General features: G+C 41.7%; 13 protein-coding genes. All 13 read right to left on the bottom strand.

Annotated elements, in window-relative coordinates; all coding sequences use genetic code 11:
• Positions 1–4: 4 nt before the first annotated feature.
• The 13 genes from CFE23_RS03380 to CFE23_RS03440 are packed head-to-tail and all read right to left on the bottom strand — an operon-like array spanning position 5 to position 13,399.
• Positions 5–1,054 carry a glycosyltransferase gene (locus CFE23_RS03380; protein WP_291084003.1) on the bottom strand — a complete coding sequence of 350 codons (1,050 nt, stop codon included), beginning with the start codon at positions 1,052–1,054 and terminating at the stop codon, positions 5–7.
• Complete coding sequence (locus CFE23_RS03385; RefSeq protein ID WP_291084006.1) at positions 1,055–2,125, bottom strand: glycosyltransferase; 1,071 nt, start codon at positions 2,123–2,125, stop codon at positions 1,055–1,057.
• Positions 2,126–2,128: 3 nt separating this feature from the next.
• A complete protein-coding gene (locus tag CFE23_RS03390) occupies positions 2,129–3,031 on the bottom strand; it encodes a GT-D fold domain-containing glycosyltransferase (RefSeq protein WP_291084009.1) in 903 nt (300 codons plus the stop codon).
• A gap of 29 nt (positions 3,032–3,060) precedes the next feature.
• Entirely contained in the window at positions 3,061–4,194 is a 1,134-nt protein-coding gene (locus tag CFE23_RS03395; protein ID WP_291084012.1) for a polysaccharide (de)acetylase, read from the bottom strand.
• Positions 4,195–5,313, bottom strand: coding sequence for a polysaccharide (de)acetylase (locus CFE23_RS03400; RefSeq protein WP_291084015.1), 1,119 nt, complete (start codon positions 5,311–5,313; stop codon positions 4,195–4,197).
• Between the two features lie 2 nt (positions 5,314–5,315).
• A complete protein-coding gene (locus CFE23_RS03405) occupies positions 5,316–6,557 on the bottom strand; it encodes an EpsG family protein (protein ID WP_291084018.1) in 1,242 nt (413 codons plus the stop codon).
• Positions 6,554–7,615: a hypothetical protein gene (locus tag CFE23_RS03410; RefSeq protein WP_291084021.1), complete on the bottom strand. Its 1,062-nt coding sequence runs from the start codon at positions 7,613–7,615 to the stop codon at positions 6,554–6,556. The genes CFE23_RS03405 and CFE23_RS03410 overlap by 4 nt, the downstream gene beginning before the upstream one ends.
• Positions 7,616–9,058 carry a lipopolysaccharide biosynthesis protein gene (locus CFE23_RS03415; protein WP_291084024.1) on the bottom strand — a complete coding sequence of 481 codons (1,443 nt, stop codon included), beginning with the start codon at positions 9,056–9,058 and terminating at the stop codon, positions 7,616–7,618.
• On the bottom strand, positions 9,051–9,743 hold the full coding sequence (locus CFE23_RS03420) for a hypothetical protein (protein WP_291084027.1): 693 nt from the start codon (positions 9,741–9,743) through the stop codon (positions 9,051–9,053). Before CFE23_RS03420 ends, CFE23_RS03415 begins: the two co-directional genes overlap by 8 nt.
• Positions 9,744–9,747: 4 nt before the next feature.
• Complete coding sequence (locus CFE23_RS03425) at positions 9,748–10,689, bottom strand: Gfo/Idh/MocA family oxidoreductase (RefSeq protein ID WP_291084030.1); 942 nt, start codon at positions 10,687–10,689, stop codon at positions 9,748–9,750.
• Between the two features lies 1 nt (position 10,690).
• Positions 10,691–11,665 carry a Gfo/Idh/MocA family oxidoreductase gene (locus CFE23_RS03430; RefSeq protein WP_291084033.1) on the bottom strand — a complete coding sequence of 325 codons (975 nt, stop codon included), beginning with the start codon at positions 11,663–11,665 and terminating at the stop codon, positions 10,691–10,693.
• Between the two features lie 11 nt (positions 11,666–11,676).
• Positions 11,677–12,351: an acylneuraminate cytidylyltransferase family protein gene (locus CFE23_RS03435; protein WP_291084036.1), complete on the bottom strand. Its 675-nt coding sequence runs from the start codon at positions 12,349–12,351 to the stop codon at positions 11,677–11,679.
• Between the two features lies 1 nt (position 12,352).
• Positions 12,353–13,399 carry a nucleotidyltransferase family protein gene (locus tag CFE23_RS03440; protein ID WP_291084039.1) on the bottom strand — a complete coding sequence of 349 codons (1,047 nt, stop codon included), beginning with the start codon at positions 13,397–13,399 and terminating at the stop codon, positions 12,353–12,355.
• Position 13,400 lies beyond the last annotated feature (1 nt).

Raw genomic sequence — 13,400 nt, forward strand, 5'->3', positions numbered from 1 at the left:
ACAACTATTTATTATATAACTTCCTGAAAATACTCGTATTCAGGTTGTTGATCATAAAGAGCTTCATTTTGGTTACAATATACAATAGTAAAAAACTTTTGGCCTTTAAAATAGCTAAAGACAACTTAATTGATTTATTGTGGATTTTGCCCAGTTCAAAAGTATCGAGATACTGTGTGACTTCCGCTTCCTCGAAAATCGCTTTAAGGGCTTTCTGCTTTTCGCCGAAGGTAAGTCTTGAATTGGCTGCAATCGAACTCGGAATCACGTGAAAAAACCACAGCACAAAAAGCTTTACAAAATAATTGTAGTTCTGCTTTTTCTGCATCCATCCTTCGTACAAATTGAAAAACTGACGGAGGAAAAACACATGGTTTTTGACAGCATCAGGGTTATATTTCTCTACTGAAACAAAAGCATATTGATGGTAGTATATCTTCGGGTTGGAAACGAGCGAAGTAATATTTTTAAAAACGTCAAGCATGAATGCGATGTCCTGCCCTCTTTTGAATTTCGGAAAAACAATGTTATTATCTCTCACGACCGCGGCCCTTATCAACTTGTTCCAAATTGAAAATCTGGCGCCCGATTCTAAAAGTGGAACGAGTCCGTCACTGACCTGCAACCGGTCGTTCAATTTTCTTTCATTGATTTTTGAAGCTGAAATCTGGGTGCCCGCGTTGGTGACCGTTTCTTTCTGGTAACCGAAAATGACCATATCATAATTCCCCGAAAGGGCCAGGTCGTAATTTTCCTGAAGCGTTTCTGGCTCAATCCAGTCATCCGGATCTATAAAATAGAAATAATCACCGGAGGACTTCGAGATCCCTAAGTTTCGGGCAATCGCAACACCTTCATTTTCTTTGTGGATCACCGATATCTGATCAAAATCTTTCGCCCAGCGGTCACAAATGGCAGCGCTGCCATCTTTTGACCCGTCGTTAACAACAACCACCTCAAAATCCTTAAACGTCTGCGCCATGATACTTTCAAAGCACTTGTCCAGGAACTCCTCAACGTTATATACCGGAATGATGATGCTGATTTTTGCCATCTATTTTTTATTGAAAATTAAGTCAATCACCTCGCTGCTGATCTTCTTCGGCGCCAGCCTTTCAACAATTGCCATGGCGTTTTTTCCGATTGTGTCTCTTCTTTCCGGATCGCTGATCAGGCTATCGATGGCTTGTGCCAAAGCGTCTGCGTTCCCATTTTCGGCGATGATTCCATCAAAATTGTCTGTAATAATATCCGCAGGGCCTGCCGTAAAATTAAAACTGACGCAGGGTACGCCTGCCGCCATCGCCTCGCACAGGGCATTCGGGAATCCTTCACTCCTGGACGGAATCACAAAAATTCCCGCAGTAGCGTATATTTTGTCGATTTCGGTGACTTTCCCAAGAAAAACAATGCGCTCGAAAACGCCCAGATTGCGTGCCAGTGCTTTCAAATCATCACCGTCTTCATCACCTCCGGCAAACACAAGCTTCCAATCTTTATTCTGGACTTTGCTGAAAGCGACAATCAACTGGTCGAACCCTTTCAGGCGATCTCCAAAACGGCCTACAGCCAGAATGGTATTTTCCCGTTTCAGTTCCGGGTAAAGCGCCACCTTTCTTAATGCGTTTGGGATTACTTTGACAAACACATTTTTACCGTAATACTTGCGTTGGTATTCGGCTGCAATCGTCGTTTGTGCCATCACACCCGTGGGCGGGTTTATTGTAAATGCGAATTTATTGATCAAATTGATTTTCCGCTTCCATTGGTAAAACGGACTGGAACGTTCCGAAATAAAAACTTTCCTGCCGGTACCCACCAATCCTAAAAGTGTCAACGCCGCATAGAATTTATTGAAAACCAAAGTCGTCTCCGGATTGATCTCTTTAACCGATTTTCTGATCCACAGGCAGGTTCTCATCAAATCAAGTTTTTTTACATTGAATCCCTCCGGTTCAAAAATGGCAATCGATGCGTGCAGTTTAAAAAAATGCGGTTTGCTGAATATGGCCAGGTAGGTTACCGCATATCCTTCGTCAGCGAGCGAATTTGCCAGATTCACACTGGCTCTTTCCATGCCGCCCATCGAAAGTGCCGGGCCGATAATCAGGATTTTTAAACGCATAGCCTATAATTTCCGATCGATGATCTGCGCATTGTATTTTTCGTTATTGATATCTGCGACATTCCTGCCGCCCACGGCTTCACTGGTGTATTTCCCGGGAATTACGACTTTTGACGTCGCTCCCCTGAGGTACCATTCGTATTCAATATCGAGGTTCCCGATATCCACTGCCTGATAACCGGCTTTGGCCAGCTCAAACGCCAGCGGTTTTGCGGTAGGACCCATCGCAACCAGAATCAACTTGTCTTTTGGGTGTTGTTTTGCCGAAGCGAGCAGGTCGTCAAACCTGGAGAAAGCGTGCTGCGCCGGACCAAGGATGCGCTGAAGGCTCGTCGCATTGTCAAAAAGCGTATTCCCTACTCCGAGACGGCTTTTTTCACCTTCCAGCAAAAGAACATCGCGGCCGTCCCATATTTTTCGGACCATTTCAAAGTAGCCGCCGCTTTTGGATTTGTCTTCATAATCCATATAAAGTCGGGTCATGCTGGCGTTGGCATACACTTTTCCGGGCCTTAAGTGTTTTCTCAAACGCGGATATACCCATGCGATCTGGCAACGCCAAAACCGTGTGGTGCGTTTGGAAAGGTTTTCGAGGGAATAATAACCGATGGGTAAACCGACCAAAATGTTTGGCTCCTCTGACATTAAAATTTCCTTCATCATAGTTGCAAGCCGCTCATCGTATTTTTGAAACGGCAGATTCAACTTGTCCAGAAAGTACAAGAACTCCTGATCGCCAAACCGTGCAATCGATGATTTGTCCCTATTGATTTTTTCCAGTGTTTCCGGTATCGACATCACTTTGGGCAACGGACAAATCCTGACGACCATCGGATACATGGCGCTCAACGTGTATTTTGCTACTTTCCTTACCGCCTTAAAGGCATTTCCATACCTCAAATTCATATGCGTCCTTTTAAAAAATATTTTATAATCTAGTGCCCTGAACTGATCAAATCTCCAAGCTGGTCTGACGTCATAAACTCGGCATCAGGCCATTTCTTCAATACTTTGCTCAGCAGCTCGTCCAGCATTTTCAGGTTTGCGATACTGTTCTTTTCATCCATGAAACCCACATAGTTGATTCTGTGGGATGAAATAATCGCCGGTTTTCGCCAGCGGAAAGCGGCTTCGATCTGTGAAAGACAGACCTCAACGTGCTTTTTGGAAACATCTACCGCGGGTTCAAAAATACAATTCCTGACTAAGAATAACTGTCCATGCTTGTTTTTTTCGCCGGTAAAATGCTTAATATAGCGGCGCTTTCCTGACGCATCCTTTGGCGTGATCTGGCTTCTGGAGGACTGTATGTATTGAATCCCGCAGTCGTTCATCGTGGATTCCAGTGCAGCATCCCAAATGTAGTTTGGCGCAATAAAAGATTTGGACTTGTATCCAAAAAGCTCAGTGAAAATTTGCTGGGCTTGTTTAATGATTTCCCGTTGCCCTTCGATTTCAGATGGATGCTGGTACTCAAACGCGGCCATGTAAGTGCTTCGTTTTTCGCTACTGATTTCAGGATTGATGGCGAACATATTCTTATCGAAAGCCATTCGTGTTTCAGTGGAATTTTCCTTTAAGAATTTCATCCATAAACTGACGTTCAAATGTTCACGACCGTGGAGCTGCGGATGAAAAATGCGCTTCTGCATCCCCTCTTTCCAAAGGCTTAAAGCATTGGCATGCTTTGGGTATTGGCGCATCGTCTCATCGCATCTTTCATAAAAATAGGCCGAAAAATCTGAGGCCCTTATTTTCTCAAAATCCGGATTTGCCACAATGACGTTTGCGGTAATGACGGGATTGTTTCCGTTTTTGTCCCGATGGGATAATAGTACGTCGAAAAGCGCGTTGAGGTCGCTTTCACTGGCCAACGAATCATATCTGGCAAAAAAATCCCTGTCTACCCTTATGCCACTTTCTATGAGGCTATCGTACACTTCTTTTGACGGCATTCTAATGCTGCCCCAATCGTCAGACTCAATGACAATAATTTTCCGTTTAGAGCTCCATCCTTTGAGGTTGTGCAGATTTTGGCCAATAACGGATTTGATGTTTTTTAGGAACATTTAGCGATTCATGATGGTTTGCAGCTGCGACGCAGGGATAAACTCTGCGTCCGGCCATTTTTCCAATATCTGTCTTAGTAAGCTATCTAATGCGCTTAAGCTTTTATCACGGTTTTTTAAATCAATTCCGCCCGAAAAGCACACGCGGTGGTTGCTTATTATTGCCGGCTTATTATGGCGGAAAGCGGCAGCAATCTCTGAAAGGCACGAATCGACCGTGTCATTAGTTTCGTACAAATTCGGCTCAAAAACAGCATTGCGCTGTATGTAATGCTGCCCTGTATTATTGGTTTTGCCAAACGGGAAAAATGCGGATTTAGACTGACCATTTCCCATTGGCATCTTGTTGTATTTCTTAACGTCAATCAGGGCAATCCCGTTTTCGGAAAGGGTCTGATCCAACCCGTTGTTGTAAAGTAGTGATGGTGCGGTAAACAAGGTGGCTTTGTAGCCAAATAATTCATGGAAGATGTTTAACCCATCGGTGATGATACGCTTATGGCTTTCAATTTCATCGGGTGAATCAACATCGAATGCCGGGCCGAAGCTCTTCTTGATTTCCGGCAACAGATCTTTTGAATCCATCATAAAAAACTGATGGTCAAAACCCAATCTTGAATTGATGTGGCCCTGCTGTAGCGCATGCATCCACCTTTGTATATTGACGTGTTCCCGTCCGTGAAACTCGGGGATAAAAATCCCGTTTGCTATCCCTAAACGATACAGATTATAAACATTATCATGGTTCGGATAACGCTTTAAGGTTTCCGTAAATCTTTCATAGTAAAAATCGCTGAAACCACCTTCCCTGATCTTGTCGAAATCAGGATTTGCCACGTTGGTAAGCGCTGTCATGACGGCATTATTTCCTTTGAAATCTTTGTGTTTTGAAAGCACCGCAAGCAGTAGCTCCATATCGTCATTGGACTCGAGTACATCGAATTTATTGAAACGGTTTGAGTCCATTGTGATTCCGGCTGCGGTGAGCTTTGCTGAAGCTTTCGCAGATGCCACGCGAATGCCGCCCCAGTCGTCAGAAGCAATGACAATGAGTTTTCTTTTGGTCTTCCAACCTGTTGAATTGTATAGAAAATTCAGGATCGTATTCTTAAGCTTCATAGTTATTTGATAAAGTCCAATATTGTCGTCTGAGAATCGGTCAAAAACGACAGCGGAAGCAAAGGTGTGACCATCACAATATTGGCATATTCTATCGTAATCCTGGTAAGAATGACAAAATTAAGTAGTAAAAAACCAATCGAAGTATATTTGAAAATGTTACTTTTTTTAACTTCATTATTCGTATACAAATGAATATAAAAAACACAGGTGAGGAGTTGAAAAACGATACTGAAGCGGTTTGTAATCGATTCAAGACCCTGGGTAAAATTAACAAAAGCAAAAATTAACAGCGCAAATGAATAAAGCTGCTCAGAGATCGCATCAAAAAACTTATTGCGGAATTTGTGATACAATATGGAGAAAAACATAAAAAGAGTCGTAAGCCTGATGTAAACATTTATAATTCCTACCCTATTTTCCTGATATTCCGAAACACGCTGGAGGTATTTTTCGTTGGTATATCCATTAACTACTTTATCTACACCAATGTCAAGCCCGACACCAAATTGCCTGATTACAGCACTGGCCTGTTCCGCAAAAAAGAACGAAAGGATAATCAGGACATAGTAGATATTGTTTCTGCTTTTTCCAATGTATTTATAAACAAAAAACAACGCGACCACCAGTAAAAATCCAAAATGAACGAAAACAGAACATGCAATCGCTATTAAGAAGATTGGCTTTTTGGTTGTAAAATACTGGTAAACGGCGAACAGGTAAACCATTGACGCAAGATAGTGGCGGAAAGACAGTATTCGGGAAGGCGGAATCAGTACAAAAAGAAATACCAGGAAAATCAGCCCGATGGTCGTTTTCTTTTTGGCATACAATTTATTAAACAAGTCTATATTCTTCATCAGCATCCAGCTTAAAATCAATCCCAGCGCCATAAAGAAAAATCTGGAGTCATTCGTAAATCTTGAAACTACAAAGGCAATAAAATCCATGAAAATGTCGGGCTTCTGTCCGTCCTCTGAATACAGTCCGCTGACAATTTCAAAAAACTCTACAAAAGGCCTGTTCGCAGCAGATTCGAAAGTGATGGCATGCCGAAAAGAGTCGGATGTTTCACTGTAAATGAACGTAAAACCGAAAAGTCCGTAAAAAAATACAATGATGTTTTTTGCGTAGTGATAACTGAAATTGCGCACAGATGAAATAAAAGCCATAAAAGGCCATATTACAAACAGTACGTAGCTCCAGAGCGTATTTGACTTATCTTTCTCGAGGGTAAAACTCATTTTATCTGTTCGATGGAATGCAATTCCGTTATATGTTTTGTCGGATTCTTAATCTGGATGTAACCGGGCAATAATTTTTTAGCAGCCAATATGGGATGCAGCCAATAGGTTTGCACTTCCGGATTGTCGATAACACAGGCATTTGACCAAAAACTAAGCAGTTTACTCTGCTGAAGTTCGGCGATATAAAGTTCAGCCGGATATGATTTGGTGATGAATTCAACACCCGCTAAAGCTTCGAAGCGGCTTCGCTGACTTTGTTCCGTTGTGGGATGCAACTTTATAATCAATTTAAAATCGGGAAACTTTATTTGGAGACTTTGCAACACTTGTATTTCAAAATCACATAGTTCCTGATTTTTAGATGGCTGGTTAATAAAGAAAATGACCTTAACGGTACTGCTTATTTCCTTCTTTATATCAAACTTAAAATAGTTGTTTACAAGTTCAATCGCATTATCTGACGACAGTATCGCTATCCTTTCAACTTTTTTTGAAGTTTTATTTTCATATGACTCAGGAAACTGCACCAGCACGGTACCAATCTCTTTAAGTCCTGCGTAAACCAATTTAGGGAAATAGAAAACAAACGGTAATTTATTGGCTTTGGTAAATTTGAAGAAATTCAACATAAACCTGAAACTCCACCTGGGTGACAGTTTTTGGTTGTTGGAATAGGGCTTCATCCCATCAGGACACAGCGCAATTTCGGTTCCCTGTTTATAAAGCCTTTTCGCGAGATAAGCGGGCAGGAAACCATGATTATTGAATATGAAGAATTTGGAAAAGTCTGCTTCAAGAATTTCGCGTATTGCGTTGACGATATCTTGATTGAATTTAAAGTCACGATCTTCATACCGAACAACCTTATAGCTGATGTTCTCCCGAAGATGGATATTTTTTTCAAATTGGAACCGCCTTTTCGCAAAATCTTCACTTTGATAGATAGTGATTTCATAATCCGCTCCGGCATACTCGTCAGCAATAAGGCTTAGGGCAGCCATAATATGGTATTCAGTGTGTACCAAAAATCCGATTTTTGTTGTAGGCTTTACCATCTATTTCTTTTTCAGCATCCCTTTAAGTTCCAATAAAGCAGGAAATTTAAAAACCATGGCCATCCCGATATAAAAAGCAAACCCTATTGTTCCGGGAATCAGGATTTTAAAAATATCCTTGTTGATGATATCTTGTATATAAATACTAATCACGTATGTGAGTAAAGCCATTGTGACACTCAATAGCAGGATTGGACCAATCTTTCTGATTTGCTCCCAGACATTCATATTGATCAGGCGACCGCAAAAGTGCGCATTGATGAAGAAGTTAAGCATTGCCACGATTACAAGGCTCCAAATCAGGCCGTTGATTCCAAGCGGGATTACCAATAATGTGCCCAGGACGGTGAGTGCATTCTTGATACTGATCAGCTTTAGGTAGTGGTTGCTTTTGCCTTTAACCAGCAAAATATTGAGGTTATAGGTATTTAGGGGCATTACGATTCCCGCAAGGCACAATATCTGGAAGTAGGGTACTGCGGGGACCCATTTTTCAGTCAGTAAAAAGCGAAAAAACGGCTCTGCGATCACTATGAATATTAGCATTAAAGGTGTGATCCAAAAAAAAACCTGCTGAATTAAACGACTGTAAACAGATTTTAGTTTTTCATCATCATCCATAATTCCAGCGAATAAAGGATAGGTAACTTTATTCAATGCGTTGGAAATATTAACCACAGGCAACTCCTGTATTGATTTTGCACGAATGAAAAATCCAAGTTGTGCAGCGGAGAAAAAACGCCCTATAATAATGTTATACACATTGCTTACGAGGGTGTTCATCAGCCCGGACAGCGTTAATTTATAACCGAAAAGCCAGTGCACTTTTAAACGATCCATGTCAAATTCAAAGGTCGGCAGCCACTTTGAAAAAAACCACAACTGAACTGTCCCGAAGAATTTATACGCAAGATTCATCCACACGATGCTCCAAACGCCAAATCCTGAGTAAGCCATGTAAATCCCAATCGCACTGCCCAGAATTAACGATGGAATGTTTAAGATCAACTGCTTTTTAAACTCCATCTGTTTATTAAGCTTCGTGCTTTGGATGATTGTAAACGATGAAATAATAAAGACAAGGCAATATACCCGGATCAAATCTGTCAAAATGGGCTGCCCATAAAAATCAGAAAGAAATGGCGCTGTAGTGTAAGCGATGCAATAAACGATTACGCTCATCAGCATATTCATGAAAAAAACCGTTGAATAATCCTTTTGATCTGGATTTTGAGTCCTGATCAGGCTGGATGTCATTCCGCTATCAACCAATGAATTTCCGATATTGATGAAAATGGAAATCATTCCGATTAGCCCGAATTCGGCGGGGAGTAAAATTCTAGCTAAAATTATTGACGCACCAAAATTGATAACCTGCACACCAAAAATGTTCATAAAAGTCCAGAAGAACGCATTGATGGATTTGCTTTGGGCGTTAGACATTGGGCGCGGCGTTTATACGGGTTATCACATCCAGCAAGTCAGATGTTACTTTTTTAGACCCTGCATTATTTAAGTGGTATCCATCCTCGGTAAAAAGACTATCATTTTGTGTGGGTATCGGATTGACACAATAAACGCGGCCGGCGTTCCTACTTTCGACTTCATCAAAGATCCTATTGTAAACGACAATCTGTTCCAATACGCCAGGATTCCTTCCAAACATTGCCTTTCCGGGATGTGCAATCTTTATAATAAGGATTTCTTTCACTCCGATTTTCAGGCATCGTGCACAATATTCTTCGATATTTTTTCGAAATTGTTCCGGTGTTACATCTGCATAACTTGCTTTCCGTTGCCTGTATTTTTTAAAATACTTCCAAAATACAGACTTCGCCGGTTTTGGAAGCTTGTTAATGATTTTAAGCCAGTTTGAATTTGCGGGCATATATCTTGGAGCACAATCCACAATTCCTACCTGAAGTATGACGGTATGAGGACTATAATATTCCAGAAATTCTCCATGTTTGAGAATGTGTGCGGAGGTTAATCCACGCTGTGAGCGTTGGATTACTTCATAAGGCAACTTTTTTTTCAGCATGTAGACCCAGGTGTCTTCATAAGCGACACCTTCTCTCGGCATCGAAAGCGAATCAGCAACACACAGGATTTTCTTTTCGGAATTCATGATCTCAATTTAAAATCTTTTGAAAAACGTCTTTGCTTTGCGCCATGTGTTCCTTTAACGAAATCATCGAGCTGTTACCCGCACTAAAGAAAGCTTCAACCTGTTTGAATAAACCAGGTTTAAAATCTTTGTCCATAGCATCGTCAAAGGTATGCTTCTCGATGTTGACACTCCCTTTCTGCTGTATTAAAATTTCCTCTAAGGGCTTAAGGTAAATGCGGCGATTCGCAGTCAATAATTCCAACGACCATCGACCGGCGCTCTCCCAATTCGACAGGTAGGAAAACAAAACGTCCTTCTCAGTAATGCCCGCACCTGCAAAATTAGTCTTTGCATGCCATGTAATGGCCCCGGAGCCTGAAAAACAACTCCATTCCTTAGGCTTTCCTGCAATGAAAAAGGCAAGGTCAACTACGTGTGTAGAATTAGCAAAAAACCAGTTCTCTTTTACTCCCGGCGCTTTCTGTAATGGTTCAATACGGTGCGCCCATTCTGTAAATTCAAAACTCATGGACCGCAATCCACCATCTTCTTCAATAAGCTTTATCGTTTCAATAACGGACGCGTAAAACCGTCTGTTGTAAGCTATAAAAACAGAATCACTGAATGGCATTAGTTTCTCCGAGTTTTCGAGTAACTCTTCAATGCTAATTGCTGCAGGCTTCTCAATCAATATTTTTTTTACGCCAGAGCGAACCAACTGCAATAAAGTGGGCATCAAAGCTTCGGTGCCGGTCGCAATTATCGCAAGGTCACCTTCACAGGAATTCGAATCGAGGTACTTTTCGACACCCCCTAACATCGGTTTTATCCCGGTTTTTGCTTCAAAGACGGCCGCAGATGTTTCACCCCTTCCAATTACGGTGGGTACTTTTGAAAATGCACTTAGGACGCTTGCGTAGTCTACTGCCATTGGCCCTGTTCCGATCAGTAAGATTTTTTCCATTTTAAGTGATGGGGCAAATTAGTGAATCTGTTCCCGAAAGCGTATTGTATTTTTCCAAAGCTACCTTGATAAATGGGATATGAGAATCGGAGGCCTCCTGAAATGTTGGAAGTATGCAATTCCCGGATTGGAAAATATCCTCCGCCATCTTTGTGGTAAGGTCACTTTGGTAATCTGTATCGTGGTATGAAATCTCCTCCTTAAACGAACCCGCTTCTGACAATCTGATGACCTTTGGGGAACGGCCTTCCTGTATGATCCAGCGATTGGAATTGGTAAAAACGGTAACCGTGATGTCACCAAGATCACCATCTAACGAAGTAACCAAAAAACCGGTGCCATTATCTAAAGTCCCTTTAACCGATCCGGTCAATTCTATGCAGTTCGCTCTTTTACTCGGGTGAATCGTTGGATCGATCCAGTCCATATCAATTGTATTCACTTTGGACCCTGCTAAAAACACGCACAAGTCAATAAAATGAAGCGCGCTGCAAGCCAGGCCCCAGTTGCTTCCGGTGGTGTGAAAAACAATATTTTCCTCAGTTTCTGCAATCAATTCCTTGATTTTCTGATAGTGTTTATACATTCTTCTAGGGTGATTGACCCAAACCCTGGTGCCTTTTTCATTAATCAGTGACCCAATTTCAGCATAAGATGCTAAATCCTGAAACAGAATTTTCTCCAATACCAGATATTTCACGTTATAATTACTGAGCAACTGCCTGGTCACTTTTGAGCGGACGGCAGCACCGGTTGCAACAATCACGAGATCAAACTCAGCCGGCAGGGTTTCCCAATCCTGTATATAGTGCACTTGATGGGGATGATCGATTTCCTGGGCGCGTTGCCTGGCAACTTCCAATGCGCTGGCTGAAGGGTCGGTTACATAAACCACCTGAGGCGCTGCGATTTTAAGCAATCCCTGTAAATGTCGGCTTCCAAGCTGTCCTGCACCAATAATTAAATTTATTTTCATTGTTCACCTATTTATTTTAACATCAATTCTGCCATTTTCCAGTCAAATGGCGTATCGATGTCATGGGATGAAAATTCATCCATTTCGTATTTGATTATGTTTTCGAAATCACCAAGTGTTTTCTTTTTTAAGGTTTCAACATTTATGATGTAAACAGCCCCATTGAACTCCCAGACTTTCGGACAATCCTGTCTCCTTGTAAAATTGCCTTTCTTGGATCTTTCTAAGAATCCATTCTGGTTTTCCTCAAACAACACGTAATAAGGATTTGACCTTGTTTCTTTTACGGAAACCACCATATCGATTGAATCCGAGTACAGCTGCATTGCTTCTTGAATTTGCTTCCCTGTTCTGAACGGTGAGGTCGGCTGCAGCAAAATTAATGTGTCTGGAAAATAACCGCCGCGCTCATAATAGGACAGCGCATGTAAAAGCACCTCATAAGTACCTGTAGTATCCAACGCCAGCGATGGTGGGCGAAGGAATGGTATCCCGACTCCAGTTCTCTCCGCAACTTCTTTAATCTTTAAATCATCGGTAGTGATACAAATAACCTCTTTTTCAAATACTTCCAATGCCGCTTCGATGGCATAATGAATCAATGGCTTCCCATTAAGTGGCTTAATATTTTTGCCGGGAACTCCTTTCGAACCTCCTCTCGCCGGGATTACTACTAATGGTTTCATTTTAAAACTTAATTTGTTGGATGTCTTGTTGTGCTTTCTCAAAATCTTCATGTTTCCCTACATCTAGCCAGTAACCTACCAGGGGATAGGATACCACTTTCCTGTTTTCCTGGATAAGCTTTTCCATGAGATCAGTAGCATTAAAAAAAACGTCCTTCGGAAGATATTCCAGTACCGACTTTTTCATTAGATAGATTCCTCCATTAGAATAATAAACGTAGGTTGGCTTTTCTTTGAAGCTCATTACGTTGCTGTCCTGAGTTTCCAACACAGCATACGGAACGCTGACATGGTATGGGATGGTAACGACAGCGAAGTCTGCATCCTTTTTTATAAAGTCCAGATAAAAATGCTCGTAATCAAGATTCGTAAGCAGGTCTGAATTGGTGACAAGTACATACTCGTGCTCAAAATTATCAATTTTCGACACCGCGCCAATTGTACCAAGCGGTGTATCTTCCCACACGTAGTTGATTTTGATGTTTCGTTCTTTTCCGTTGCCAAAATAAGCCTCAATCTGCTCACCCAGGTATTTTACAGAAAACCAGAAGTCATCAATTCCATACAACACAAGCCGATCAACATTGTGTTCCATGATGGCTTTGTCTCCCACCTTAAGCAAGGGTTTCGGGCAGGAATCCGTAAGCGGTTGCAGTCGCTGTCCACGTCCTCCGGCCATAATCACAGCATCAACCGGAAGATAGGAACGAAGTTCACGGAAATTAATCACGTTTACAACGCGATCTTCTTTATCCAAAACGGGCAAAATCCTAAAATTCCCATCGCGGTATTCGATTACTTTTTGTATATCACGCTCTCCCTTTCTGATATATCTTGGATTGGACTGGATAATTTCATCAAGGACATGATCAATTGAGACGCCTTTCAATAGACCACGCCGCACATCTCCATCTGTCAAGGACCCCACTAGTCTGTCTTCGTCAGCTACCACAAAAAGTATGGCGTCTTTCGCTAGCGCATCAAGTTGCACCAGCGCGTCTTTGATGGTACTTCCTGAAGATATAAGGTGTTCTTTATAGTTTCTCATA

This window comes from Flavobacterium sp. BFFFF1, assembly GCF_002256285.1.
GTDB lineage: Bacteria > Bacteroidota > Bacteroidia > Flavobacteriales > Flavobacteriaceae > Flavobacterium.